The sequence below is a fragment of the Arthrobacter sp. FW306-1B-F12A genome (assembly GCF_058781865.1).
In genome coordinates, this window is sequence record NZ_JBYSXD010000016.1 from 24,967 (window position 1) to 50,665 (window position 25,699).

The 25,699-nt window shown below is 65.9% G+C and carries 25 protein-coding genes and 1 riboswitch; of the genes, 16 read left to right on the forward strand and 9 right to left on the reverse strand.

Annotation, left to right across the window (positions count from 1 at the left end; all coding sequences use genetic code 11):
• Nucleotides 1–134: 134 nt before the first annotated feature.
• Nucleotides 135–1,718 (reverse strand): aminopeptidase P family protein, encoded by a 1,584-nt coding sequence (locus tag AC3WJU_RS10080; protein WP_492259781.1) that lies wholly within the window; start codon nucleotides 1,716–1,718, stop codon nucleotides 135–137.
• Nucleotides 1,719–1,798: 80 nt separating this feature from the next.
• On the opposite strand from AC3WJU_RS10080, the gene AC3WJU_RS10085 reads away from it, so the two are divergent.
• Nucleotides 1,799–2,644 carry a PHP domain-containing protein gene (locus AC3WJU_RS10085; protein ID WP_306964279.1) on the forward strand — a complete coding sequence of 282 codons (846 nt, stop codon included), beginning with the start codon at nucleotides 1,799–1,801 and terminating at the stop codon, nucleotides 2,642–2,644.
• Here the strand turns inward: AC3WJU_RS10085 and AC3WJU_RS10090 are convergent.
• The 4 genes from AC3WJU_RS10090 to thiE form a co-directional block, all read right to left on the reverse strand.
• Nucleotides 2,641–3,504: a DNA-methyltransferase gene (locus AC3WJU_RS10090; protein WP_284991457.1), complete on the reverse strand. Its 864-nt coding sequence runs from the start codon at nucleotides 3,502–3,504 to the stop codon at nucleotides 2,641–2,643. The genes AC3WJU_RS10085 and AC3WJU_RS10090 overlap by 4 nt on opposite strands.
• Nucleotides 3,505–3,512: 8 nt before the next feature.
• Nucleotides 3,513–5,207 (reverse strand): DEAD/DEAH box helicase, encoded by a 1,695-nt coding sequence (locus AC3WJU_RS10095; protein ID WP_492259782.1) that lies wholly within the window; start codon nucleotides 5,205–5,207, stop codon nucleotides 3,513–3,515.
• Between the two features lie 288 nt (nucleotides 5,208–5,495).
• A complete protein-coding gene (locus AC3WJU_RS10100; protein ID WP_492259783.1) occupies nucleotides 5,496–7,010 on the reverse strand; it encodes an RNB domain-containing ribonuclease in 1,515 nt (504 codons plus the stop codon).
• A gap of 37 nt (nucleotides 7,011–7,047) precedes the next feature.
• Nucleotides 7,048–7,737: a thiamine phosphate synthase gene (thiE, locus tag AC3WJU_RS10105; protein WP_306964285.1), complete on the reverse strand. Its 690-nt coding sequence runs from the start codon at nucleotides 7,735–7,737 to the stop codon at nucleotides 7,048–7,050.
• Between the two features lie 26 nt (nucleotides 7,738–7,763).
• A riboswitch (TPP riboswitch) is annotated at nucleotides 7,764–7,883 on the forward strand.
• On the opposite strand from thiE, the gene thiO reads away from it, so the two are divergent.
• From thiO to AC3WJU_RS10125, 4 genes are all read left to right on the forward strand, one after another.
• Entirely contained in the window at nucleotides 7,875–9,179 is a 1,305-nt protein-coding gene (gene thiO, locus AC3WJU_RS10110) for a glycine oxidase ThiO (RefSeq protein ID WP_492259784.1), read from the forward strand. It overlaps the preceding riboswitch by 9 nt.
• A complete protein-coding gene (gene thiS / locus AC3WJU_RS10115) occupies nucleotides 9,176–9,412 on the forward strand; it encodes a sulfur carrier protein ThiS (protein ID WP_269992862.1) in 237 nt (78 codons plus the stop codon). The genes thiO and thiS overlap by 4 nt, the downstream gene beginning before the upstream one ends.
• 3 nt (nucleotides 9,413–9,415) lie before the next feature.
• Nucleotides 9,416–10,222 (forward strand): thiazole synthase, encoded by an 807-nt coding sequence (locus AC3WJU_RS10120; RefSeq protein WP_284991470.1) that lies wholly within the window; start codon nucleotides 9,416–9,418, stop codon nucleotides 10,220–10,222.
• Nucleotides 10,223–10,284: 62 nt separating this feature from the next.
• Nucleotides 10,285–10,617: a 4a-hydroxytetrahydrobiopterin dehydratase gene (locus AC3WJU_RS10125; RefSeq protein ID WP_492259785.1), complete on the forward strand. Its 333-nt coding sequence runs from the start codon at nucleotides 10,285–10,287 to the stop codon at nucleotides 10,615–10,617.
• 31 nt (nucleotides 10,618–10,648) lie between these two features.
• Here AC3WJU_RS10125 and AC3WJU_RS10130 read toward each other — a convergent pair whose 3' ends face one another.
• Genes AC3WJU_RS10130 through AC3WJU_RS10140 form a run of 3 tightly spaced genes read right to left on the reverse strand, consistent with a single transcriptional unit; the run spans nucleotide 10,649 to nucleotide 11,901 of the window.
• Nucleotides 10,649–10,951 carry a hypothetical protein gene (locus tag AC3WJU_RS10130; RefSeq protein WP_492259786.1) on the reverse strand — a complete coding sequence of 101 codons (303 nt, stop codon included), beginning with the start codon at nucleotides 10,949–10,951 and terminating at the stop codon, nucleotides 10,649–10,651.
• Between the two features lie 36 nt (nucleotides 10,952–10,987).
• Nucleotides 10,988–11,212 carry a DUF3107 domain-containing protein gene (locus tag AC3WJU_RS10135; RefSeq protein WP_059387503.1) on the reverse strand — a complete coding sequence of 75 codons (225 nt, stop codon included), beginning with the start codon at nucleotides 11,210–11,212 and terminating at the stop codon, nucleotides 10,988–10,990.
• A 50-nt stretch (nucleotides 11,213–11,262) separates the two neighbouring features.
• The gene (locus AC3WJU_RS10140) at nucleotides 11,263–11,901 is read right to left on the reverse strand and encodes a TetR/AcrR family transcriptional regulator (protein ID WP_306964333.1); all 639 of its coding nucleotides are present in this window, start codon (nucleotides 11,899–11,901) and stop codon (nucleotides 11,263–11,265) included.
• A 104-nt stretch (nucleotides 11,902–12,005) separates the two neighbouring features.
• Here AC3WJU_RS10140 and moeB point away from each other — a divergent pair, with 104 nt between their 5' ends.
• Nucleotides 12,006–13,205 (forward strand): molybdopterin-synthase adenylyltransferase MoeB, encoded by a 1,200-nt coding sequence (gene moeB, locus AC3WJU_RS10145; protein ID WP_059387504.1) that lies wholly within the window; start codon nucleotides 12,006–12,008, stop codon nucleotides 13,203–13,205.
• A gap of 34 nt (nucleotides 13,206–13,239) precedes the next feature.
• Nucleotides 13,240–14,226 (forward strand): SDR family NAD(P)-dependent oxidoreductase, encoded by a 987-nt coding sequence (locus tag AC3WJU_RS10150; protein ID WP_492259787.1) that lies wholly within the window; start codon nucleotides 13,240–13,242, stop codon nucleotides 14,224–14,226.
• A 16-nt stretch (nucleotides 14,227–14,242) separates the two neighbouring features.
• Here the strand turns inward: AC3WJU_RS10150 and AC3WJU_RS10155 are convergent, their stop codons facing one another.
• The gene (locus AC3WJU_RS10155; protein ID WP_307055300.1) at nucleotides 14,243–15,568 is read right to left on the reverse strand and encodes a glutamyl-tRNA reductase; all 1,326 of its coding nucleotides are present in this window, start codon (nucleotides 15,566–15,568) and stop codon (nucleotides 14,243–14,245) included.
• Between the two features lie 148 nt (nucleotides 15,569–15,716).
• Here AC3WJU_RS10155 and hemE point away from each other — a divergent pair, with 148 nt between their 5' ends.
• The 9 genes from hemE (at nucleotide 15,717) to hemL (ending at nucleotide 25,697) form a co-directional block, all read left to right on the forward strand.
• The gene (gene hemE / locus AC3WJU_RS10160; protein ID WP_332601960.1) at nucleotides 15,717–16,844 is read left to right on the forward strand and encodes a uroporphyrinogen decarboxylase; all 1,128 of its coding nucleotides are present in this window, start codon (nucleotides 15,717–15,719) and stop codon (nucleotides 16,842–16,844) included.
• 5 nt (nucleotides 16,845–16,849) lie between these two features.
• Complete coding sequence (gene hemG / locus AC3WJU_RS10165; RefSeq protein WP_492259788.1) at nucleotides 16,850–18,364, forward strand: protoporphyrinogen oxidase; 1,515 nt, start codon at nucleotides 16,850–16,852, stop codon at nucleotides 18,362–18,364.
• A gap of 72 nt (nucleotides 18,365–18,436) precedes the next feature.
• Nucleotides 18,437–19,138 (forward strand): hydrogen peroxide-dependent heme synthase, encoded by a 702-nt coding sequence (gene hemQ, locus AC3WJU_RS10170; protein WP_284991488.1) that lies wholly within the window; start codon nucleotides 18,437–18,439, stop codon nucleotides 19,136–19,138.
• Between the two features lie 65 nt (nucleotides 19,139–19,203).
• A complete protein-coding gene (locus AC3WJU_RS10175; RefSeq protein ID WP_284991564.1) occupies nucleotides 19,204–20,379 on the forward strand; it encodes a ferrochelatase in 1,176 nt (391 codons plus the stop codon).
• Nucleotides 20,376–21,362, forward strand: coding sequence for a hydroxymethylbilane synthase (gene hemC, locus AC3WJU_RS10180; RefSeq protein ID WP_284991490.1), 987 nt, complete (start codon nucleotides 20,376–20,378; stop codon nucleotides 21,360–21,362). The genes AC3WJU_RS10175 and hemC overlap by 4 nt, the downstream gene beginning before the upstream one ends.
• 19 nt (nucleotides 21,363–21,381) lie before the next feature.
• The gene (locus AC3WJU_RS10185; RefSeq protein WP_441437173.1) at nucleotides 21,382–22,272 is read left to right on the forward strand and encodes a uroporphyrinogen-III synthase; all 891 of its coding nucleotides are present in this window, start codon (nucleotides 21,382–21,384) and stop codon (nucleotides 22,270–22,272) included.
• Nucleotides 22,269–23,249, forward strand: coding sequence for a porphobilinogen synthase (hemB, locus tag AC3WJU_RS10190; RefSeq protein ID WP_284751590.1), 981 nt, complete (start codon nucleotides 22,269–22,271; stop codon nucleotides 23,247–23,249). The genes AC3WJU_RS10185 and hemB overlap by 4 nt, the downstream gene beginning before the upstream one ends.
• Nucleotides 23,249–24,325 (forward strand): LLM class flavin-dependent oxidoreductase, encoded by a 1,077-nt coding sequence (locus tag AC3WJU_RS10195; RefSeq protein WP_492259789.1) that lies wholly within the window; start codon nucleotides 23,249–23,251, stop codon nucleotides 24,323–24,325. Before hemB ends, AC3WJU_RS10195 begins: the two co-directional genes overlap by 1 nt.
• A gap of 52 nt (nucleotides 24,326–24,377) precedes the next feature.
• Nucleotides 24,378–25,697, forward strand: a complete 1,320-nt coding sequence (gene hemL / locus AC3WJU_RS10200) for a glutamate-1-semialdehyde 2,1-aminomutase (RefSeq protein ID WP_492259790.1) — start codon at nucleotides 24,378–24,380, stop codon at nucleotides 25,695–25,697.
• The last annotated feature ends 2 nt before the right edge of the window (nucleotides 25,698–25,699 follow it).

Genomic DNA, 25,699 nt, shown 5'->3' on the forward strand with positions numbered 1-25,699 from the left:
CAAAACGGCAAATCTCAGTGTAAAAAACCCGAAATTAAGTGGACGGAAGCCGGCGTCTACGTGTTTTAACGAAAGAGGAGGGCTACCGGATCATCAAAATCCGGTAGCCCTCCTCGTGCGTTTTGCCTCGGTGGTTAAGCTTCGGCGTCCTGGTAGATGCCCGCCATCCAGGATTCGACGTCGTCGGCCTTGCGGGGGAGGGCGGCGCTGAGATTGACGGGACCGTCTGCCGTCATCAGGATGTCGTCCTCGATCCGGACGCCGATTCCACGGTATTCCTCGGGAATGGCGAGGTCCTCTGCCTTGAAGTAGAGCCCGGGTTCGATGGTGAACACCATGCCCTCGGTGAGTACGCCGTCCAAGTAGAGATCACGCTTGGCCTGGGCACAGTCGTGGACGTCCAGGCCAAGGTGGTGGCTGGTGCCGTGCGGCATCCAGCGGCGGTGCTGCTGGCCTTCGGTACTGATGGCTTCGTCCACGGAGACCGGCAGCAGGCCCCACTCGGCAAGGCGTTCGGCGAGGACCGTGGTTGCGGCGGTGTGGATGTCGCGGAACTTCACGCCCGGCTTGGCCGCGGCGAATCCGGCGTCGGCGGCGTCGAGGACGGCTTCATAGACCTTGCGCTGGACGTCCGAGAACTTTCCGTTGGCCGGAATGGTACGCGTGACGTCGGCGGTGTAGAGCGAATCTGCCTCCACGCCGGCATCCAGCAACACGAGTTCCCCTGCGTTGACCTTGCCCGTGTTCCGGGTCCAGTGCAGCACCGTGGCGTTGTTTCCGGCGGCCGCGATGGTGTCGTAGCCGAGCTCGTTCCCTTCCTCACGGGCACGCGCGAAGAAAGCGCCTTCAATGACGCGTTCGCCGCGGTGGTGGGTCATGGCGCGGGGGAGGGCACGGACGACGTCGGCGAAACCCTCCACGGTCGCGGCCACGGCGATCCTCATCTGCTCGATTTCCCAGTCGTCCTTGAGCAAGCGCAGCTCGGAGAGCGCCTCGCTGAGCAGTTCGTCCAGTGCATCGAGTTCCCCGAGGTCCAGGTTCTCCGGATCCTTGGCGGTGTTGTAGCGGGCCGTGTCCACGAGGGCATCAATGTTCTCGTCGACTTTGCGGACCAGGCGGATGGAGATGCCGCCGATTTCCGGGGCACCGACGTTCTTGGTGATGGCCATCTCGAGTTCGTCGAGGTGCGCCGTCCTGAGTCCGAGGCGCGCTTCGAATTCTTCGAGCGTGGGACGCGCGCCGATCCAGAACTCACCGGAACGCGAGTCGGCGTAGAACTGTTCGGTGTCCCGGCCGGCCAGCGGACGGAAGTAGAGCGTCGCGAGGTGGTTGCCGCCGTCGTCGCCGGTTCCTTCCTCGACAGGTTCCAGGACCAGCACGGCATCGGGCTCGTGGTCCAGGCCCAAGCCCGTGAGGTGGGCGAAGCCGGAGTGGGGGCGGAAGCGGTAGTCGCAATCGTTCGAGCGGACCTTGAGCGGGCCGGCCGGTAGGACGAGGCGCAAGCCCGCGAACTTGTCGGAGATGGCCCGACGACGTGTGGCGGCGCGGTCTGCGACAGCGTCACGTGCAGGGGTCACCTGCGGCGCGGGCGCCCAATTGCTGGCCATGAACGCCTTGAAGGCATCGGATGTGGGCCGCTGGGAGCGGTTGTTGACGCGCTCCTCCAGTGGCTGGGAGGCTGTGGGTTCACCGTTTTGGGTGTTTTCTGCATCGTTCACCGTCCCATCGTCCCATCAAGGCCGACACTAGGCCAACGCCGAAACGGTCCAAGCCGTCCCCAATCAAATACGCTTGGAAAGTGAAGATCGACCTGCACGCGCACTCCAATGTTTCCGACGGGACCGAGGCTCCCGCGGGAGTGATCGCTTCAGCGTCCGCGGCGGGTCTGGACGTGGTGGCCCTGACCGACCACGACTCCACCGACGGATGGGAGCAGGCCTCCGTCGCGGCACTGGAATTCGGGGTGGCCTTTGTGCCGGGGATAGAGATCTCGTGCCGCACCCGGGAGGGGATCAGCGTCCATCTGCTCAGCTACCTCCACGATCCCGCGCACCCCGGCTTGCTTGAGGAGATCACCAAGGCGAAGGACGCGAGGCTCACCCGTGCCAAACGCATGGTCACGCTCCTGGCAGAGGACTACCCCTTGAGCTGGGACGATGTCATCCATCATGTGGCTCCGGGCGCCACCGTGGGCCGGCCCCACATTGCCGACGCCCTCGTCGCCGCCGGTGCGGTGGCGAGCCGCTCCGAAGCGTTCACTGCCATCCTGACCTCGCACTCGCGCTATTTCGTGCAGCACTACGCACCGGACCCGGCGCTCGCCGTCGAGCTCGTCCGCGCGGCGGGCGGTGTCCCCGTCTTCGCGCATCCGGTGGCCTCGGCCCGCGGCCGGGTGGTCGGGGAACGGACCTACCGGGAAATGATCGACGCCGGCCTCTTGGGGCTGGAAGTGGAGCACCGCGACAATCCCGAGGAAGGCCGCGTGTTCCTGCGGCGACTGGCTGCCGAACACGGTTTGTTCATGACCGGATCGTCCGACTACCACGGAACCGGCAAACCCAACCTGCTCGGGGAGAACCTGACGTCCCCCGACGTCCTGGCCCGCATCGAGGAGCTGGGCACGGGTAGTTCGGTAGTCCGCTAGACGGGGTAGAAGGTGGCCTTGCCGTCCAGGCGCTTGCGCATCACATCGATGGCCGGGGCGTTCTGGTCCACGCACACGAACCTGCGGTCGAGTTTCGCCGCGACTGAACCAAGCGTGCCGGAACCCGCGAAGAAGTCGAGGCACCAGTCTCCTGGCCGGCTCGATGCCGTGACGATCCGCCGGACCAGGCCTTCCGGCTTTTGCGTCGGGTAGCCGGTCTTTTCCTTGCCGGTCGGGGAAACGATGGTGTGCCACCAAACGTCCGTGGGAAGCTTCCCCAGTTCGCGTTTGGCCGGAGTCACGAGGCCCGGCGCCATGTACGGCTCGCGGTCGACCTCGGCGTTGTCGAAGTGGTACTTGGCGGGGTTCTTGACGTACACGAGGATGTTGTCGTGCTTGGTGGGCCAGCGGTTCTTGGCGCGTGCGCCGTAGTCGTAGGCCCAGATGATCTCGTTCAGGAAGCACTCCCGGCCGAAGATCGAGTCCAGCATGACCTTGGCATAGTGGACTTCGCGGTAGTCCAGATGCAGGTACAAAGTGCCGTCGTCGGCGAGGAGGCGCCAGGCCTCCACAAGCCGGGGTTCCAGGAAGGACCAGTAGTCGCTGAACGCGTCGTCGTAGCGGTGCAGGGCGCCCTTGATGGTGTCATACGAGCGTCCCTTGAAGCCGACGCGGTCGCCGTCGCCGTCGGCGTTGCGGACCATGCGCGTTTCCTGGCGGCTCTGGACCCGGCCCGTATTGAAGGGCGGGTCCACGTAAATCAGTGTGAAGGCGCCGTCCGGCAGCGTCGGGAGGAAATCCGCGTTGTCCGCGTGAACCACCAAGTTGCTGCCGTCCGGCGCCCAAACAGTGTCAGTCATTGAGGCCGTTAAGCCTCGGTGCTCTCGCCGGACGCACCGGAAGCCGAGACCACTTCGCCGTTGCGGCGGCGGGTGCGGGAACGGCGTGCGCGGGCGGGCTTGTCCGAGCCCTCGCCGGACTGCGGCTCGGCAGACTGGGCCGTTGCCTGAGCGGGGGCTGCTTCGCCTTCGGACGTACGACGGCGGCGCGTGCGGTTGCGGCCGCCCTCACCGTCGCCGTCGCGGGCCGGGGCCTCGGCGGACTTGGGACCGCGGCGTGCACCGTCCCGGCCGCTGTCACGGCCGGAGCGCCCACGACCGGAATCGCCGCCGGAACGGGAGTTCTTCTTGCCGGTCTCGCCCAGGTCCTCCAGGACTTCGGCGTCGACGCCGGCAAGGGTGCGCTGGTTGCGGGGCAGGCGGCCCTTGGTGCCTTCCGGAATATCCAGGTCGGCGAACAAGTGCGGGGACGAAGAATACGTCTCCACGGGCTCGGGAGAGCTCAGGCCCAGGGCCTTGTTGATGAGGGCCCAGCGGGGGACGTCGTCCCAATCGACGAACGTTACCGCGGTGCCCTTGTTGCCGGCACGGCCGGTGCGGCCAACGCGGTGCAAATAGATCTTTTCGTCTTCGACACACTGGTAGTTGATGACGTGCGTGACGTCGTCCACGTCGATGCCACGGGCGGCGACGTCCGTGGCCACCAGGACGTCGACCTTGTTGTTGCGGAAGGCGCGCAGGGCCTGCTCGCGGGCACCCTGGCCGAGGTCGCCGTGGATGGCCGCGGCAGCGAAGCCGCGATCGACGAGCTCCTCGGCTACCTTGGCGGCGGTGCGCTTGGTCTTGGTGAAGATGATGGTCCGGCCGCGGCCGCGGGACTGCAGGATGCGGGCGACAACCTCGATCTTGTCCATGCTGTGGGCACGGTAGATGAGCTGGCGGATGTCGCGCTTGGTCAGGCCTTCGTCATTCGGGTCTGCGGCACGGATGTGCGTGGGCTGCGTCATGTAGCGGCGGGCCATGGCAATGACCGGTCCGGGCATGGTGGCCGAGAAGAGAAGCGTCTGGCGGACGGCGGGAGTGCCGGCAATCAAAGTCTCGACGTCCGGAAGGAAGCCGAGGTCAAGCATCTCGTCCGCTTCGTCGAGGATGACCATGCGAACGTTCTTGAGGTTCAGGTGCTTCTGCTTGTAGAGGTCGATCAAACGGCCGGGCGTGCCGACAACAACCTCGACGCCCTTCTGCAGGGCTTCGATCTGGGGCTCGTAAGCGCGGCCGCCATAGATGGTGGCGATACGGGCGTTGCGCTTCCGGGATGCCGTCTGGAGGTCATTGGCCACCTGGACCGCGAGTTCGCGGGTCGGAACAATCACGAGAGCCTGGGGTGCACCCGGGACAGCGAGCTTGTCGTGACCGGCGTCGCCCGGTCCGACGACGCGCTGCAGCGCAGGAATGCCGAAGCCGAGGGTCTTTCCGGTACCGGTCTTGGCCTGGCCGATGATGTCGTGACCGCCCAGGGCCACCGGCAGGGTCATGGCCTGGATGGGGAAGGGATGGGTGATTCCGGCGTCGGCGAGGGACTCGACGATGTCGGCGCGGACGTTGTAGTCGGCGAAGGACTTTTCCGCGATCTCGTGGGGTGTTTCGTCCGAGGAAATGGTTTCCTCGGGTTCGATCGTTTCGGTTCCGTCTGTCAGAACTTCATGGGTGTGCAATTCACTCACAGTGGAGTTTTCCTTATTCATTTGGGCTGCGCTGCGTGCTCAACGGTTGTGGCAGGGCCGTTCCGGAGCACGGACGGGCGCAAGCAAATCCAGTGGAAGCCGATCGCGGGCTATCTAAATACTGGCACTGGGGACCAGCTGGTGTATCTCAAGATCGCGTAGGGGCGGGCTTGTTGATGTCAAAAAATTAACTGAATCAACGACCGGGCATCCATTACTACTCACACAGTCTAGCGTCTGGGCGCAATAAACCCCGGATCTCGGCCGCGGTCCTGTGAACTGATTGCGCTACTGGAGCAGTTCGAAGGTGATTTGGCGGGTGGCAATGTCCGCGTCAAGCAGTTTCACGCGGACCTTCGTACCGGACTCCATTTCGCCATCGCAACGAGCGGTGACCGCCGGCTCGGCGATCTGGACGATGCCGGAGGGGCCGTGGGAGTTGCCGTTCCCATTCCCATTCCCGTTGTGGCCGTTGGTGCTGTTCCCGTTCCCGTTTCCGTTGTTCTTGGCAGGCTTCGATCCGGAAATCACCACGGCGTCGAATTCCTGTCCGACGTGGTTCACCAGGAGTGCGGCCTCCACCGTGTCCAAGGCGAGGCGCTCCATTTTGGCGGCAAGCTGGTCGGATGACGCCATGATCTCCGGCAGGCTCGGCAAAGCATCCCGGGCCCATGCAGGGATCTCCGTTCCGTTGCTCAGTGCTTCGCAGATGACCAGGACAAAACGATCGACCAGCCGGCGCAACGGCGCAGTGGTGTGGGCATATGGTGCGCCGATGGCTGACTGCATGACGCTGCCCGGTACTTCGCCGTCGAAAGGCGTGTAGCCGGCGCCCCGGAAAAGCAGCCCCGCGGAATGGAGAATGGCCAATTGCCGGGGGTCTTTGCCGTCGAGGCTCCGCAGGTACTCGCCGTAGCTGGTCCCCTCGGTCCAAGGCTTGCCGAGCGCCCCGGCCTGCCGTTTGAAATGGAGCAGCGAGCGCTCATCGGGAGCGGGCATGGTGCGCAGGATTCCAACCTTGCCGTCTAGCATCAGCTGGGCCGCCGCCATCCCGGTCATGAGCGAAATCTGGGCGTTCCAGTCCTCGACGGGCAGCGAGGGAGCTGCGACGATCCTGTACCCCCCGCCGTCGGGCAGTTGGACGATTTCTTGTTCAGGCATGTTCAGGCTCGCTCCGCCGCGGCGGCGTTCGAGTTCCACCCGTTTGAGCCCGACCTCCTTGAGCAACTGCAGGACGGGATCAGTTGTCCCGGAATCGATCGCGGACTGGACGCCCTTGTAGTTGAGCTTGGCGCGGCTGCGTACGCTTGCCCGGCGAACTGAGACGGTGCGGAACTCTGCTTCGGCATCGAGTTCGAAGTCCCACACGAACGCTCCGCAGTCCTGGCCCGCCAGCAGGCTTCCGGCGTGCTCGCTGATGATCTCGGGGTGCAGCGGTATGCGGCCGTCCGGCGCATAGTACGTCTGTCCCCGGTGGCGGGTCTCGGCGTCGAGCGCTCCTCCCGGTGGCACAAAGGAGGGCACATCGGAGATGGCGTAGAGAACCCTGTAACCATTCCCGGACCGCTCAATGAAGAGGGCCTGGTCGAGATCCGTGGAAGAGGCCGGGTCGATCGTGATGAACGGAACGCCCGTGAGGTCCTGCGCCGGCAGCCTGTGTCCTGAAACCGCGGCCTCCGCGTCGCGCAGTGCTTCAGCGGGATAACCCGCGGGCAGCTCGAGTTCGGTCCGAAGCGCCGCCAGTGCTTCCGCGAGCTGGTTCGACGTTTCAGAGACGTTCGGGGCTATGCGCTGATGTGACACGAAAGTCAGGGTAACTCCAAAATCTCCCGGCGTCTCGCTAGGCCGCCGCTGCGTCCAGTGCGGCCAGGAGTGCCTGGGCTGCCGCCGTCGGATCCCCGGCCTCGGTGATGGCGCGGACCACAACAATGCGGCTGGCGCCGGCCCTCACTACGTCTTCCACGTTGCTGAGATCGATGCCGCCGATCGCAAACCAAGGAAGCACTACGCCGCCGACGGTCTCTTCGTCTGCCTGCTTCACCGCATTGGCAGCGTACTTCACCAGATCGAGCCCGACGGCGGAGCGTCCAGGCTTGGTGGGCGTGGCCCACACAGGCCCGACGCAGAAGTAGTCCAAGCCGCTGCGGCCAGGCGACGCGGCGATGGCTGCGTCAATCTGCTCCGGCGTGTGCGTGGAGAGGCCGATGATGGTGGGGTCGTGGAGCAGCTTCCGGGCCGAGCGCAGCGAAATGTCCTTTTGGCCGATATGGAACACCGGTGCGCCGGCGAGGGACGCTACGTCCGCGCGGTCGTTGACTGCCCAGAGGCGCCCGTGACGGTGCGCCACGGATTGCAGGATCTCCAGGAGTTCCAGTTCCTCGGCCGCTTCAATGGTCTTGTCGCGCAGCTGGATGATGTCCACGCCGCCTTCGAATGCGGCATCGACAAACTGCTCAAAATCACCCTGTTGCTTGCGGGCGTCGGTGCAGAGGTACAGGCGGGCGGTGGTGTGGACATCGTGCGGGGTCATGGAAACAGAGTAGTTCCTCTAAACTGGGCAGGTACCGCGGGAGCCGCGGCGGCAGTCACAATCGCCGCGCGGCTGAGAGGGCTTCAGCGCCGACCGCTTGACCTGATCCGGCTAGTACCGGCGTAGGGAAGGACTCCATGGACGAAGTAAACACCCAGCACGGGCCCCTGCGTGCAGACGTGGCGGTGATCGGGGGCGGCGTCATTGGCCTGGGCATCGCGTGGGAAGCCCGAAGGTCGGGCCGCTCGGTTGCCCTGATCGATCCCGCGCCGGCCAGCGGCGCTACTTTCGCGGCGGCGGGGATGTTGGCACCAGTCAGTGAACTGCACTACCAGGAAGAGGACCTCCTGGAGCTCATGCTCGAATCGTCGGCGTTGTGGCCGGACTTCGAACACAATGTGACCGGCTCACGAACCGGACGCAGCACGGGTTACCGGACGACGCCGACCCTCGCCGTGGGTGCGGACGCAGCGGACCGCCGGGCGCTCGCCGATCTTCGGGACGTCCAGCTGGCCCATGGCCTGGTGGTGGAATCCGTGCCGTTGCGCGAAGCACGGGAGCGTGAGCCGCTCTTGAGCCCGCAGATTTCCTGTGCCTTCGACATCCCGGGCGACCACCAAGTGGATCCTCGCCGGCTTTCGGCCGCGATTCTAGGCGCTTTGGCAGACCACGAGCCAGGTAGCTCCAGTTGGATTCCGGGGGCCGAAGGCGGTTTCGCGGTCCGGGACATTGCGGCGGGCCTCCTGTGGGAGGACGGGCGCGCCGTCGGGGCCGTGCTCGGCTCAGGCATCGAAGTGCTTGCCACGGAAACGGTGGTAGCCAACGGACTCGATGCCGCCCGCGTGAAAGGACTGCCGGATGGATTGTCGCTCCCGTTGCGTCCCGTCTACGGCGACATACTGCGGCTGCGCGTCCCGGACCACCTGCAACCGCTGGTCACCGCCACGGTCCGGGGAATGGTGCGCGGAGTGCCCGTCTACATCGTTCCCCGCGATGACGGGACCGTCGTGATCGGCGCGACGCAACGTGAGGACGGATTGTCGTCGTCCGGGGGATCGGCCAACCCGGTGTCAGCCGGCGGCGTCTACCAATTGCTCCGCGACGCCCAGGTATTGGTTCCGGCCGTTGCCGAGCTGGAATTCGTTGAAGCAACTGCCCGGGCCCGTCCTGGCACCCCGGACAACGCACCGCTGCTGGGCCGCGTCGAAGGTCGGGAAGGAACCGTGCCCGGCCTCATCGTGGCCAGCGGCTTCTTCCGCCATGGCGTGCTCCTCACTCCGGCAGCGGCAAAAATCTGCGTTGGACTCATGGATGGCACCGCCGATTCCCGGTGGAACAAATTCCGCCCGGACCGCTTCTCCCGCCCGCTCTCAGCAGCAAGGGCTTCCGCAGACGGCCCATCGGCCGATACCTTAAATCCCCTTCTGAAGGACCACGCATGAACATCAAATTGAACGGCGCAGACCACACGCTGAGCGACGACGCTTCCGTCACCACCCTCGTCAGCCACATCACCGGACGCGTTGTGGATTCCAGCGGCCAAGCGGCCGACGGACGCAAGATCGGCGTCGCCGTCGCACGCAATTCCGAAGTGGTGCCGCGCAGCCAGTGGGCTGCTACCGCGCTCGCAGAGGGCGATGAACTCGAAATCGTTACCGCAGTACAGGGAGGCTGAACCATGACCACAGCAAGCACTCACGAAGCAGGCACCCGAACCGATGCCCTGGTGATCGACGGTGTTGAGTTCGGCTCGCGCCTCATCATGGGAACCGGCGGAGCTCCGAGCCTCGACGGCCTCGGGGCAGCCTTGCTGGCTTCCGGCACAGAACTCACTACCGTCGCAATGCGGCGGTACTCACCGACGGAAACCGGTTCGCTGTTCCAATTGCTCGTAGACCACGGCATCCGTGTCCTGCCCAACACCGCCGGCTGTTTTACCGCCAAGGATGCCGTCATGACAGCCGAGCTAGCCCGGGAGGCATTGGAAACGGATTGGGTGAAGCTCGAGGTCATCGCCGACGAACAGACGCTGCTGCCTGACGCCGTGGAGTTGGTGGATGCGACGGAGAAGCTGGTGGACCGCGGCTTCAAGGTCTTCGCCTACACCAACGACGACCCCGTACTTGCGCTTCGCCTGGAGAACCTCGGGGCAACTGCGGTGATGCCGTTGGGCGCGCCTATCGGCACCGGCCTGGGCATCCTGAATCCCCACAACATCGAGCTGATTGTGTCCCGCGCTTCGGTGCCGGTAGTGCTCGACGCCGGCATCGGCACCGCGTCCGACGCCGCACTGGCCATGGAGCTCGGCTGCGACGCCGTGCTGCTGGCCACCGCGGTGACCCGCGCGCAGAATCCGGTGCAGATGGGCGAGGCCTTCAAACACGCGGTCATCGCCGGTAGGCTGGCGAAGCAGGCGGGCCGCATCCCGCGCAGGGAACACGCCCTGGCCTCCTCGGCCATGGAAGGCCGGGCCGAGTTCCTCTAGCGGCCGACGCTGGCCGCTCCGGGGATTCCTGCGAAGATTCCGCGTCTGTGAAGGAGCCCCGAATGGCCGGCAAGGACGACATTCTTTCCAGGTCCACTATTGACGACGCCCTGGCGGAGCTGCCGGACTGGCGGTATCGCCAGGGCGCCCTCGTCACCGCCTACAAGTGCCCGACGTCGGCTGCCGCACTCGAGTTGATTGCCGCCGTCGGGCGCATTGCCGAACAGCAGAACCACCACCCGGACCTGGACTGGCGCTACAACCGGGTGTTCATCCGCTACACGTCCCACGATGCCGGGAGCGAGCTAACGCAGCGCGACGTCCGGGCGGCTAAGAGCGTCAGCGAAGCGGCCGCGGAAGCCGGGGCAGTTGCCAAACCGGAAGCCACGCCATGAGCCGGATCTGCAGATAGAGCCGCAGCGCTGGTTAGAGCCTCAGCGCCGCGGTCAGCTGGGCGGTGTCGTGCCGCTTCCGATGGCGGCCCAGGAAGTAGGACGCCACGGCGGCCGCCGCGGTCCCCAGAATGATGGGCAGGACCCACGGGATCCACGTCACGCCAGGCTGGTAGCCAAAGCCAAGTTGGATGAAGATCACCCAACTCAGCATGGCGACGGCGACCGAAACGCCGGCGGGCAGGGTGATTCCGTACGTTCCACGGTGTTTGTCAGTTCCCCAGACAATGAAGCCTGAAGCGATGGTGGCTAGCGCCACGATGACAAGTGAGAGCATGCGGACTCCTGGCTCGCTGGTGTTCTTGCCTGTTGCTTAGAGGGCGCCGAAGCCGACCCGGCGTACTTCCTCGGCGCCGATCTCCACGTATCCGAGGACATTGCCGGGAACGATGACCTGGCGGCCCTTTTCGTCGGTCAGGCGCAGGTCCGTGCCGTTGGCAATGGCCTCGCTCACGATCTTGGCAACAGCCTCGGCGTCGAGAGCGGACTCAAGCGCGATCTCACGGCCAACATTCTGAATGCCGATCTTTACTTCCACAGCGGGGCCTCCCAGCCAATCAAAAAAATACTCAGTCCTCTATTTGTAGTCTAGGACTCTTTCGGGAAGCGACTGATTCCGCGCCAAGCTAAACGGTAGATCAGGTCGCTGGCGACATCGAGGTCCAAATCGCCGTCGGTTTCGAGCCAATACCGCGCGCTGACCTGCGCCATTCCCGCCAGGCCCCGGCCCAGCAGCTGGGCCTCCAGCGGGGGCAGCTTGGTGTCTTCGGCGATGACCTTGGCGACGGCGTCGGCGAAGGTGCGGTTGAAAGTCTCCAGCCGGGAGCTGACGTCCGGGTCATTGATGAGATCGGATTCGAAGACGAGCCGGTGGGCTTGGTCATCGCCCGCGATGAAACGGTAGTAGGCGCGCATGACGGCCTGGACGCGCTCCTTGTTGTCCGACGTCGAATTCAGCGCCGTGAGCATCTGGTCCGTGAGCGTGGCCAGGTGGCTGTCGAGGAGGGCCATGTAGAGCTCCCGTTTCGACGGGAAGTGTTGGTACAGCACCGGCTTGCTGACATGGGCGGTCTCGGCGATTTCGTCCATCGCCGCACCGTGGAAGCCGTTGGCAACGAAAACTTCCAAGGCGGCATTCAAGAGCTGGGCCCGGCGCTCATCGCGTGGCAACCTGGCCGAACGGGGCGTACCGGTCCGATCTTGCCTGACCTGCGCCTCTTGTTTGATACGTGCACTCTCGGCCACTTGTCTGCCGCCTTTCCCCTTGCAGTTATGACCACAATACTGCGCAGTAATATGACCGGGCGGCACCTGCGGGGATACTTTGAAGTATGGCCACTACTTTTGCTGCCCAAACGTTGCCGTCTTCGCTGCCGCCACTCGTGGAACCGGCCGCGGGACTGACCACCGAAGAGGTGGAACGCTACTCGCGCCACCTCATTATTCCCGAAATCGGAGCGGCCGGTCAGCGTCGGCTCAAGAATGCCAAAGTCCTCGTGATCGGAGCCGGCGGACTGGGCTCTCCGGCGTTGCTCTACCTCGCCGCCGCCGGGGTGGGGACGCTCGGAATCGTGGACGACGACGACGTCGACCTCAGCAACCTGCAACGCCAGATCATCCACCGCGTGGGCGATGTGGGACGGCCGAAAATCGAATCGGCGCGTGACGCCATCAAGGAACTCAACCCGCTCGTCAGCGTGCAGCTGCACAACGTGCGCCTGGACTCCTCCAACGCTTTGGAGATTTTCTCGGGCTACGACCTCATCCTGGACGGCGCGGACAATTTCGCCACCCGGTACCTGGTCAACGATGCTGCCGCGATTCTCGGCAAACCGTACGTCTGGGGATCCATTTTCCGCTTCGACGGCCAGGTCAGTGTGTTCTGGGAGAAGCACGGACCCAGCTACCGCGATCTCTACCCGGAGGCCCCTCCCGCCGGCTCGGTCCCGTCCTGCGGCGAAGGCGGCGTGTTCGGCATGCTGTGCGCCGCTGTCGGCTCGCTCATGGTGACCGAGGCAGTCAAGCTGATCACCGGCGTCGGGCGCTCCATGCTGGGGCGCGTGGCGCTCTTCGACGCGCTCGGCGGCAGCTGGCGCGAAATCAAGGTTTCGAAAGACCCGGAGGCCGAGCCGATCACCGAATTGACCGACTATGAGGCTTTCTGTGGCATCACCCCTGCGCCCGCAAGCGACTCGGTTCCGACCGTCACGCCCACCGAACTTTCCGGAATGCTCGAAGCCCGCGCAGCAGGGGAACGCGACTTCGAACTGGTGGATGTCCGCGAGATCGGCGAACACGAGATTGTGAGCATCGACGGTTCGGTGCTCATCCCACAGGGACGCATCCTGGCGGGAGAGGCCTGGACGGAACTCCCGCAGGACAAAGAGATCGTCTTCCACTGCAAGGGAGGTACCCGTTCCGCGGCTGTGCTCGCGGCTGCACAGCGTGCCGGCTACACACGCGTGAGCCACCTCGACGGCGGGATCCTGGCGTGGGTGCACGACGTCGAGCCAAACAAGCCGGTTTACTGACCCCACAACGCCCGTGAACACGAAAGGTCCCGATATGAGCGAGGAATCCATGACCACACCGCAATATCCCATCGGATCGGGCTTCGGCCATGGCTCCACGGCATCTGACGTTGTGGCGGGGTTGGACCTTCACGGTAAGACGGCAATTGTCACGGGCGGCTATTCCGGGCTCGGCCTGGAGACGGTGAGGGCGTTGTCCTCCGCTGGCGCCCGGGTCGCGGTTCCCGCCCGGCGTCCCGAACATGCCAAGGAGGTCCTCGGCGCGGCCGGCCTGGCGAAAGTGACCGTGGAGGGCCTGGATCTATCCGATCAGCAAGCAGTGAAGGATTTTGCGGCACGCTTCCTGGAATCGAACCCAACGCTGGACATCCTGATCAACAACGCGGCGATCATGGCCAGCCCGGAACAACGTGTGGGTCCGGGCTGGGAATCGCAATTCGCCACCAACCACTTGGGCCATTTCACGCTTCTCAACACGTTGTGGCCCGCGTTGGCAGCTGCCGGCTCGGCCCGCGTCGTGTCCTTGTCCTCCACGGGGCACAAACTCTCGCCCATCCGTTTCGAGGACCTCAACTTCGAGAACGGCTACGACAAATGGAAGGCTTACGGCCAGGCGAAGACGGCCAACGCACTGTTCGCCGTCGAGCTTGACCGTCTGGGGCGCTCCTCCGGGGTGCGGGCCTTCGCGGTCCACCCCGGCGGCATCATGACCGAGCTCCAGCGCTACCTGCCCCGCGAAGAGATGGTCGCGGCGGGCTGGATGGACGACGCGGGCAACGTCAGGGAGGGTTTCAAGACTCCGGAGCAGGGAGCCGCCACGTCCACCTGGGCAGCCACGTCCCCGGCCCTGGCAGGCATGGGCGGGGTGTATTGCGAAGACTGCGACATTGCCAAGCCCACGGACCCGGCTTCGCCGCTCGCCCGGTACCAGGGAGTGGATGCGCACGCAGTGGACCCGCAAGCCGCAACGAAGCTGTGGGCCGTGTCTGCCGAAATGACGGGCGTCAACGCGTTCGCCTAGGGCGGGGTCGCGGAAGCTAGGCGCTTTCAGCCTGCTGAGGTGCTTGGCGGTGGTCCACAGGGCACTCTGCTGCGGGTGACGCAGCCGGCTGCTCCACCTGGATGCCATACAAGGCCTCGAGCGCGGCCACGTACTCGTCTTGCTGGCCGTTTGCGGCGAGTTCGCGTGCGCGGACCGTGGGGATGTGGAGCAATTGCTTGACCATGCGGCGGAGCGCGAACTCGACCTCTTCGGCCGCGGCGGTGCAGCCGTGCCGGGCCCGGACTTTCTCCATCTCGGCGTCGAGCACGTTCATGGTGTGTCGGCGCAGCGCCACAATGGCCGAATCGACGGACCGGGCTTCGCGCTCCTGCTCGAAGGCTTCTGCCGCGCCGGAAACAATGGTGCTCGCTTGTGCCAGCGACTCCGCTTGTTCCTGGGGCGCCGCGAGCCGCACGGATTCGAGCGTCAGGAGCTCGACGCCGTCGAGCTCGCCCACTGCGGGGTCGAAGTCGTGGGTGAGGGCGAGGTCGATCGCGATGAGGGTCTGGGTGGACAAAGCGCGGACCTTGGCGAGCTCTTCGGCCTCAACGCGGGTGTCCGATCCGCTGCAACCGATCATCACATCGGCGGCAGCGACGGCGGCAGGGAGGGTTTCGGCGTCGAGCGCGGTTCCGCCGCGGGTTGCTACGAAAGCCTCGGCGCGGCCGGAAGACGAGTAGACGGAGACGTCGGTGCAGCCGCGATCGCGAAGCAGCGACATCGTGGCTCCGGCGTAGGCCCCGGTCCCGAAGACAACTACCTTCTTGGTGCTCCAGTCGGCATTCTCGGAGAGGTCGGTGGCGAGGTCCAGCGCAACTGAAACGATGGACAGGCCCCGCGAACCGAGTGCGGTCTGGGCTCCGACGTCCTTGGCCGTCTTGGAAGCGGCCTGGAACAAGCGGACCAGTCCGGAACTCGCGGTTCCTTCGTGCTGGGCAGTGATGAGGGCGCGACGCACCTGGCCGGCGATTTCGCGTTCGCCGACGACGGCGGAGTCCAGTCCGGCGCTGACGGCGAAGAGGTGCCTGCTGACCTCAGGGCCGGTGCGGGTGCTGAAGGCGCGCGAGACGAGTTGCTCGTTGAGTCCGCTCAGGCCGCTGATCTGCGAGACGAGCGCCGAGCGGGCCGCTTCGAGATTCTCTGCGTGCGGAGTTTCGCCGTAGATTTCGTAGCGGTTGCAGGTGGCCAGGACCACGGCGCCGGAGACAAGTTGGGAATCGGCCAAGGCGGACGAGGCAACCTCGGATGAACCGTTGCTCAACTGAGCGACGGTCTCAAGATCGATGTCGGCGTGTGTAGCCACCAATGAGAAAAGAACCACAGCAAAGCAATCATAGCTTTTTCGGCGCCATGTAGAACAACGCGGGTCAGTGGTTCTCCGCACTGCCGGGAGTGATGCCCGTCACCACGGATGGTGGGGGACAGGCTGTCGTTATCTTTTGGCCCCGATCTTCGGCACAATCGAAGGCATGACTTCCAGCTCCGCACTGCCTCATTCTGTGCCGGCCAACGGCACTTCCGGCACCGCCGCCTCAAGCCTTGATGCAAGCCACCCGCTGATGGATGGCCGCACCGCAGACTCCCCGCTGATCCAGGCGTACCGCGGAGGCAAGCCGTCCCGCCGTCCGGTGTGGTTCATGCGACAGGCAGGCCGCTCGTTGCCGGAATACCTCAAAGTCCGTGAAGGCGTGGCGATGCTGGACTCCTGCCTGCGTCCCGAACTCGCCTCCGAGATCACTTTGCAGCCGGTTCGCCGCCACGACGTCGACGCGGCAATCTTCTTCTCCGACATCGTCATCCCCCTCAAGCTGGCGGGCGTGGGCGTGGACATTGTGCCCGGCATCGGTCCTGTCCTGGACAAGCCCGTCCGCACCGCTGCCGACGTGGCCGCCCTGCCGCAGCTGACCTGGGAAGCCCTCGAACCGATCCGCGAGGCCGTGCGCCTGACGGTCGCTGAGCTCGGCACCACGCCCCTGATCGGCTTTGCCGGCGCGCCGTTCACGCTCGCCGCATACATGGTGGAAGGCAAGCCTTCCCGCGACCACCTCGGTCCGCGCACCATGATGCACGCCGATCCGGAAACCTGGACCGCCCTGGCCAATTGGGCAGCCGACGCCTCCGGCATGTTCCTGCGCGCGCAACTGGAAGCAGGCGCCTCCGCAGGGCAACTGTTCGACTCCTGGGCAGGTTCCCTTGGCCTGGCCGACTACGCCAAGTACGTTGCACCCGCCTCGACCCGCGCCCTTGACCACGTCCGCCACCTCGGCGCGCCGCTGGTCCATTTCGGTACGGGAACGTCCGAGCTGCTCGTCGCGATGCGCGATGTCGGCGTGGACGTCGTCGGCGTGGACTACCGACTGCCTCTTGACGAGGCAAACCGACGGCTGGGCGGCACCGTGCCCTTGCAAGGCAACATCGACCCCGCGCTGCTCTCCGCGCCGTGGGAGGTCCTTGAAGCCCATGTCCGCGAGGTGATCGCAGCCGGATCCGCGGCCCCGGGCCACGTCCTGAACCTCGGCCATGGCGTGCCCCCGGAGACAGACCCCGCGGTCCTGACCCGGGTAGTGGAACTCATCCACTCGATCCCGGCAGGATAGCGAGCATGAGCCGCGGGCACCCACAGTCCGAACAAACCCGGCCCGAACGCGCACTTCCCGGGCATTCGGCAGCCGGCCTCGCCGCCGTCGTGGTGGGCGGTGGCATTTCCGGCCTGCTCGCTGCCCGGGGACTGGCCAAGGCCGGATTCGGTGTCACCGTGCTCGAAGCGAGCGACGCGTGGGGCGGTTGCGTGGGAAGCCACACTGTTGGCGGCCTTGGGCTGGACAGCGGAGCCGAGTCATTCGCCACGCGCTCCACGGCCGTGGCCGATCTAGCCCGCGATCTTGGGCTCGGTGGCAACATCGTGGCGCCGCATCCTGGGGGTGCCTGGGTGCAGTTGCCGGATGGCCCGCAAGAGCTCCCCAAGACCGGGGTGCTCGGAATTCCCGCGAATCCCTGGGACCCCGAGGTCCGCCGCTCCTTGGGCTTCGCAGGCTCCTTGCGGGCCTCGCTTGACCGCTACTTGCCCACATCGGTGGGCAGCTCTGCCGACGTCACCAGCGTCGCAACCTTGGTGCGGGCGCGGATGGGCAAGCGGGTGCTCGAACGGCTCGTCGCACCCGTCGTCGGGGGTGTGCACTCCGCCGATCCGGGACTGCTCGATGTCGACATGGTGGCCCCCGGCTTGCGCGCGGCATTGCGGAAGCACGGATCATTGGCCGCGGCCGTGGCCAGCCAGCGCGCAGCCGGTTCAGGACAAACTGCTTCAAAGCAAAACGGGACCGGAACGGCGAAGGCCGGATCCGCCGTCGGCGGCTTGAAAGGCGGAATGAACACCTTGGTCTCCGCCCTCGTGGCGGAGCTGCGTTCGCAGGGCGTCGCCCTGGTTTCCGGCGCCCGCGTGGATGCGATCAGCCGCACTGAAAGCGGTTGGCAGGCCAGCGCTGCGGGCACAACGTACGACGCCGTGCGGCTGGTGGTGGCGCTCGACGGTCCGGCCGCCGTCGGGTTGCTGGAGGGGGCGCTTCCGGAGCTGTCCGCGCTGCGCCCCGCCGCGGGTCCCTTGGTGAGCCTGGTGACCTTGGTGGTGGACGTGCCTGAACTGGACCGTCGTCCCCGCGGCACCGGCATTCTCGTCGCCCCGCAGACCGCCGGGATCGAGGCGAAGGCGCTCACGCATGCCACGGCAAAATGGGATTGGCTGGCGGAAGAAGCCGGACCCGGTACGCACGTGCTGCGCCTGTCCTATGGGCGCGCCGAAGGGGCGGACGCCCCTGGATCGGCGGCCGCGCAATCCGTCGCCTCACTCAATGACGATGCTCTGCTCGACGCTGCGCTCCGCGACGCCTCGACCTTGCTGACCGTGCCGATTGTCCGCGAAGACGTGCTCGATTGGGACGTCGTCCGTTGGGCGGGGGCCTTGCCGTTCGCCGCCGTCGGTCACAAACAGCGCGTTGCTGAGGTGCGCCGCATCTGCTCCGGAGCCGACGGCTTGACCGTGGTGGGAGGCTGGCTCGCCGGAAACGGCCTGGCCGCCGTGGTTGCGGACACCTCCGCGCAAATCGACGCAGTTTTGTGAAATGCATCACTTCTACGTCTTGTAGAAGTGATGCATTTCGACTTAGCGGCATCGACGGGGCAGACTTGTACCATGAGCCACACTTCTGCCGAATCTGTCACTAAAACTGCCGAATCCGAAGAGCAGTTCTTTACGCTGTGGACCGTGTTCAAGCGGTCGGGCGATGTCCTGCGCAGCGCCGACGCTGTGCAGGATTTCGAGCAGCTGGCTGCCAAGCTCGCCGAGGACGGCGTGGTCCTCCGCGGAAGCTACGACGTCTCCGCCATGCGCTCCGACGCCGACATCATGGTGTGGCTCCACGGCGCCAAGCCTGAGGCCCTGCAGCAGGCCGTCCGCGACATCCGCCGCAGCGCGCTCTTCGTAGGCACCGAGATCGTCTGGTCCGCCATGGGCGTCCACCGCGAAGCCGAATTCGCCAAGAACCACGTTCCGGCCTACGCCCGCGGGGTCGAGCCCAGCACCTGGCTGTGCGTATACCCCTTCGTCCGCTCCTACGAGTGGTACATCCTGCCGGCCGAAGAGCGTGGAAAGATGCTGCGCGATCACGGCATGCTGGGCCGCGACTTCCCCCAGGTCATCTCCAACACCGTGTCCTCCTTCGCCTTGGGCGACTGGGAATGGATCCTCGGCCTGGAAGCACCCGAACTCGTTGACCTGGTGGACCTCATGCGCCACCTGCGGGCCACCGACGCCCGCAACCACGTCCGCGAGGAAATCCCGTTCTACACCGGCCGCCGCATCACCGCCGCGGAGATCGCCGAGGTCCTCGCGTGAGCGGCCGCCACTCCGCGGGCCCGGCCAGCCTCACCGAGGTCAATGACGTCACCGAGGCCGGACGCATGGCTCCCAAAGAGTACGACGCCGTCCTCCTCGCCTCCTTCGGCGGGCCGGAAGGCCAGGACGACGTCATTCCCTTCCTTCGCAATGTGACCCGTGGCCGCGGGATCCCGGATGAGCGCCTCGAAGAGGTGTCCCACCACTACCGCGCTTTTGGTGGCATCAGCCCCATCAACCAGCAAAACAGGAACCTCAAGGCCGCCCTCGAAGCGGAGTTGGCATCGCGCGGCATCAGCCTGCCCGTGCTGTGGGGCAACCGCAACTGGGACCCCTACATCCCGCAAACGCTCCAGGAAGCGTACGACGCCGGCCACCGCAAGCTGCTGATGGTCACCACGAGCGCCTACTCCTGTTACTCCAGCTGCCGCCAGTACCGCGAGGACATCGGCATCGCGCTGACCGAGACCGGCCTCGACGGCAAACTCGAAGTGGACAAGGTACGCCAGTACTTCGACCACCCAGGTTTCGTCGAGCCCTTCGTGGAAGGAACGGCTGCAGGACTTGCTGAGGTCCAGGAGAAACTGGCAGCGGACGGCCTCCAGGGCGCGCCGGTGCACATCCTGTTCGCGACGCACTCCATTCCGACCCGTGACGCCGAGGCCGCCGGACGTTCGGACGGCGAGCCCCGCGACTTCGAGCAGGACTCGGCCTACGTGGCACAGCACCTGGCTGCCGGCGCCGAAGTTGTCCGGCGGGTTGAATCCGAATCCGGGCTCACCGCGCCGTGGTCCTTGGTGTACCAGTCCCGCTCGGGCGCCCCGCACGTTCCGTGGCTTGAGCCGGACATCAACGATGCCATCGAGGAACTGGCTGGCCAAGGGATCAAGGGCGTCGTGATCGTACCCCTTGGCTTCGTCTCCGACCACATGGAAGTGGCCTGGGACCTCGACACCGAGGCCCTGGAAACGTGCAAGAACCTCGGCCTCGCCGCAACACGGGTTCCCACGCCTGGAACCCACCGCAAGTTCGTTTCCGGCCTGGTGGACCTCATTTGCGAGCGGACGGTGGCCAACAACATCGCCGATCGCCCCGCCATGACCGGGCTGGGCCCGTGGTACGACATCTGCCGTCCGGGCTGCTGCGCCAACTTCCGCGGAGAGAAGCCCACGATTGCGGGTGCGGACACCACAGTCGGCACCGGACACGATGCCTACCCCGCAGGAGAAAGCGCGAAATGACCGTTCGGATCGGTACCCGCGCGAGCAAACTCGCGCTCACCCAGAGCCAGCAGGCCGCGGACCAGCTGGCCGCCGTCGGTGGCTTTCCCGTTGAACTGGTGCGCATCAAGACTGAAGGCGATGTCCGGACGGGTTCCCTGTCCCAGATGGGCGGCACCGGAGTGTTCGTCGCCGCGCTTCGCGACGCGCTATTGGAGAACGCTTGCGACGTTGCTGTGCACTCCTTGAAGGATCTCCCCACGGGCGCGGCACTCGGACTCACCATCGCCGCAACGCCCAAGCGCGTCGACGTCAGGGACGCTTTGTGCGCCCGTGACGGGCTCAAGCTGGCGGACCTTCCGGCCGGCGCCAAGGTCGGCACCGGATCGCCGCGTCGCGCCGCCCAGTTGCGCGCCGCCCGCCCGGATCTCGACGTCGTGGACATCCGCGGCAACGTGGACACCCGGCTGGGCCGTGTTCCGGGGCTCGCCGGGAATGCAGAAGACGCACCCGGCGACCTCGACGCCGTCGTCCTCGCCGCCGCGGGACTGGAACGGATCAGCAGGCTCGACGTCGTGACGGAGTTCTTTGAGACCGACATCATGCTTCCTGCCCCCGGACAGGGTTCACTCGCGATCGAGTGCCGCACGGCCGACGCACCCGGGCAGTCCGGCTCCGGTGAAGGTTCCCAGGGGGCACTCGCCCAGGCCCTGGCCGCGCTCAACGACGAAGACACCCGGCTTGCCGTCACTGCGGAGCGGGCCGTCCTGGCCCGCCTCGAAGCCGGCTGTGCTGCGCCCGTGGGCGCCTACGCTTACCGCAAGGGCAGCATGCTCTACCTGGAAGCGGTCGTCTGCGCTGTGGACGGGAGTAAGTCGGTGCGTGAGAAAAAAGCCACGGACGGGCTCACTGAGGTGGGCGCCACGTTGCTGGGAATCGAAGTCGCCGAGCTCCTGCTTGCCGCGGGTGCCGCGGACATCACAGATCTTGCAGCTTCCCGATAACCGGAGCCAACAGGAGACCATGGGACGGCACAGCGCGGTGAAGTCGGGAGAGGCCCGGGTCCTTGAAGGCGCCCGGATTCTTGTGACGCGCAGCCCGGATCGTGCCGCCCCGCTGGTCAGCGCCCTGCGCGAAGCCGGCGCGGAGCCGCTCCTGTTGCCGTTGATCGACTTCGAGCGTGCCCGAGACCAGCATTCCCTTGAGGTCGCCTTGGACGCGCTCCGTGCGGGAGCGTACAGCTGGCTGGTGGTCAGCAGCATCACCACTGTGCGTGCCCTGAAGGAAAAGGCAGCAGAGCGGCGCTTGGAGCTGAAGGAGCTGATTCCGGAGTCCGTCCGGATCGCGACGATCGGTCCGTCGAGCAGGCGGGTCCTCGAGGCGGAAGGCATTCCGGTGGACCTCGCGCCGGAGGACGTCCAGTCGGCCGCAGGACTCGTCTCCGCCTGGCCGACAGGCCCGGCCAACGTTCTGTTGCCCCAAGCGGACATTGCCGACGCGATGTTGTTGGACGGTATCGAAGCCAAGGGGGCCTCGGTCCAGGCAGTGACGGCCTACCACACCGTGGACTACCCTGCGGCCCCCGAACGCCGGCTGACTGCCGCCTTGGCAGCAGCGAACGGCTGGCACGCGGGCGGGGCCGGGGCGCCGGAGCTCACCCCGGAAGCCGCGAAGGCCGAGCTTTCCGGCGGACGGCTCCACGCCGTCGTCGCCGCTTCACCCAGCGCTGCCCGCCGCATCCGCGCCTCATTGGCGCCGCTGCGGGATTGCCGCTTCATTGCGATCGGGCGCTCGACGGCGGCAGAGGCGGCCGCCCTCGGCATCCCGGTCGCGGCAACCGCCAAGGAACCCACACCCGCCGGCATCGTGGCCGCCCTACGCACCGTATTCGACACCGAAGGGAACGAAAGTTGAGCTTTCCAAACCACCGGCCCCGCCGGCTCCGCACCACCCCCGCCATGCGCCGGATGACCGCCGAACACCGGCTGGCTCCCGCCGACCTCATCCTGCCCGCCTTCATTCGCGAAGGACTCAGCGAACCGGCTCCGATCAGTTCCATGCCCGGCGTCGTGCAGCACACCACGGACTCGCTCAAACGCGCCGCTGCCGAAGCCGTGGAATTGGGTGTCAGCGGAATCATGCTGTTCGGTGTTCCGGCAGTCCGCGATGCCCGCGGCACAGCTTCCCTGGATCCCGACGGCGTGCTGAACAAGGCCATCCGCGACGTCCGCGCAGAAGTCGGCGATGACCTGGTGGTCATGGGCGATGTATGCCTCGACGAATTCACCGATCACGGCCACTGCGGTGTCCTGGACGCCAACGGCTACGTGGACAACGACGCCACCCTCGAAATCTACGCCCAAATGGCAGTAGCGCAGGCCGACGCCGGTGCCCACGTCCTAGGGCCGTCCGGGATGATGGATGGCCAGATCGCCGTGATTCGCCAGGCCCTTGAAGAGGCCGGACATCAGAACACCGCGCTCCTGGCCTACGCGGCGAAGTACGCCTCCGCTTTCTATGGCCCCTTCCGCGAAGCCGTGGACTCACAGCTCAAGGGTGACCGCCGGACCTACCAGATGGATGCCGCCAACCGCCGGGAAGCCATCATCGAGGTGGAACTCGACCTCGAAGAAGGCGCTGACATGGTGATGGTCAAGCCGGCCATGAGCTACCTGGACATCCTCGCCGACGTCGCAGCCATGAGCCCGGTACCCGTGGCGGCCTACCAAATCTCCGGTGAATACGCCATGATCGAAGCGGCCGCCGCGAACGGCTGGATCGATCGCCGCGGCGCCATCACAGAATCCGTGCTCGGCATCAAGCGGGCCGGCGCCGACATGGTGCTGACGTACTGGGCCTCCGAACTTGCCGGCTGGCTTAAGGAGTCCTGATGACCGATACCGCTTCCACTCCCACGGCCCCTGTCGGAGCCGCGGAGATCCTCCTCGGGCTGAATACTTTCGGTGACGCCGGGGTGGACGCCGACGGCAACCCGAAACAGCATGCCCAGGTCTTGCGGGAGCTGCTGGCGGAAGCGGAGCTGGCAGACGCCGTCGGGCTTCACTCCTTTGGGGTGGGGGAGCACCACCGGCGCGACTTCGCCGTCTCGGCGCCCGAAGTTTTCCTCGCGGCCGCGGCAGCCCGGACATCGCAGATCAAGCTCGGTTCGGCCGTCACCGTGCTCAGCTCCGACGACCCCATCAGGGTCTTCCAGCGCTTCTCCACCGTTGACGCGCTCTCCAATGGTCGTGCGGAGGTGATGCTGGGCCGCGGCTCGTTCGTGGAATCGTTCCCGCTGTTCGGCCTGGATCTGGCCGACTACGAAGTCCTGTTCGAGGAGAAGCTGGAACTCTTCGACAAGGTCCGGGCGCAGAAGCCGGTGCATTGGGAAGGCCGCACCCGGCCGAACGTGAACGGAATGAGCGTCTTTCCGCCGCTGGAACACCACTTGCTGCCAACGTGGATCGGTGTGGGCGGTACTCCAGAATCAGTGTTGCGCTGCGCCCAATACGGCTACCCCATCATTTTCGCCATCATCGGCGGGGAACCGCGCCGCTTTGCCCCGCTCGTGGAGCTCTACCGCGAGGCAATGGAAAAATACGGGCACCCCATGCAGCAAATTGCCACGCACTCGCCTGGCTATGTTGCCCCAACCGACGAGCAGGCCCGGGAGGAACTCTTCCCGCATTGGCTGGCCCAGCGAAACCGCATCGGCGCGGAACGCGGCTGGGGACCGGCAAGCCGGGGCGAGTTCGACGCCATGTGCGGACCCGAAGGAGCCCTGTATGTCGGTTCCCCGGAAACGGTCGCCCGGAAGATCGTCCTGCTGAAGCGGAACCTCGGCGTTGACCGTTTCGACCTCAAATACAGCAACGGAACCCTGCCCCACGAATCCATGATGCGTTGCATCGAACTCTTCGGCACTGTGGTGGCCCCACTGGTGGCCGAGCAGCTTGCCGACGCCTGAGCCCACTTTTCCGGTGCCTGAACCGTCCCGAATCCCTGAAAGAATGGACACCATGACTTCAAACACCCCTGTCTCCGACCAGCTGTTCGACCGCGCCCGATCCCTGATGCCCGGCGGCGTCAACTCTCCGGTGCGCGCCTTCGGCTCCGTCGGCGGCACCCCGAAGTTCATGGTTTCGGCGAAGGGTCCCTACCTCACCGACGCAGATGGCCGCGAATACGTCGATCTCGTCTGCTCATGGGGTCCGGCGCTCCTGGGTCACGCACATCCGGCAGTCCTCGACGCCGTCCATGCCGCCGTCGACCGCGGTTTGTCCTTTGGTGCCTCGACGCCCGATGAGGCAAACCTCGCCGCGATCGTCAAGGAACGCGTCTCCGCCGTCGAACGCATCCGCATGGTGTCCACGGGCACCGAGGCCACCATGACCGCCGTTCGCTTGGCCCGTGGGTTCACTGGCCGCAACCTGATCGTCAAGTTCGCCGGCTGCTACCACGGTCACCTCGATGGGCTGCTCGCCGCGGCTGGCTCGGGCCTTGCGACCATGGCTCTGCCCGGTTCAGCCGGTGTCACCGAAGCTGCCGCCGCTGAAACCTTCGTCCTGCCGTACAACGACCTCGGTGCGGTGGAAGCCGCTTTTGCTGCGCACGGCAACAACATCGCTGCCGTCATCACCGAAGCCGCTCCCGCCAACATGGGCGTGGTCACGCCGAACGACGGCTTCAACGCAGGCCTGTCCCGCATCACCCGCGAACACGGCGCGCTGTTGATCCTGGACGAAGTGCTCACCGGCTTCCGCACCGGCTACGCGGGCTACTGGGGCCTCACAGGCCGCCAGGAAGGCTGGACGCCGGACCTGCTGACCTTCGGCAAAGTCATCGGCGGCGGGATGCCGACGGCGGCGCTCGGCGGACGTTCCGACGTCATGGATTACCTTGCGCCCCTTGGCCCGGTGTACCAGGCAGGAACCTTGTCCGGGAACCCTGTGGCAATGGCCGCCGGCGTCGCCACCTTGACGCTCGCGACGCCGGAGGTCTACAGCTTCGTGGATGCCCGCTCGCTGGAACTCTCGGCGGCACTCTCATCGGCGCTGGACACCGCAGGCGTGGACCACTCGATCCAGCGCGCAGGGAACCTTTTCTCGGTGGCCTTCGGTACGTCGGTCAACGGAGTCCACAACTACGCCGACGCCCAGGCCCAGGACGTCTTCCGCTACGCACCGTTCTTCCACTCCATGCTGGACTCCGGTGTCTACCTGCCGCCGTCGGTCTTCGAGGCGTGGTTCCTTTCCGCTGCCCACGACGATGCCGCGATGAACCGGATTTTCGACGCCCTTCCCGCTGCGGCCAAGGCGGCCGCGGAGGCCGCAGCCTGACC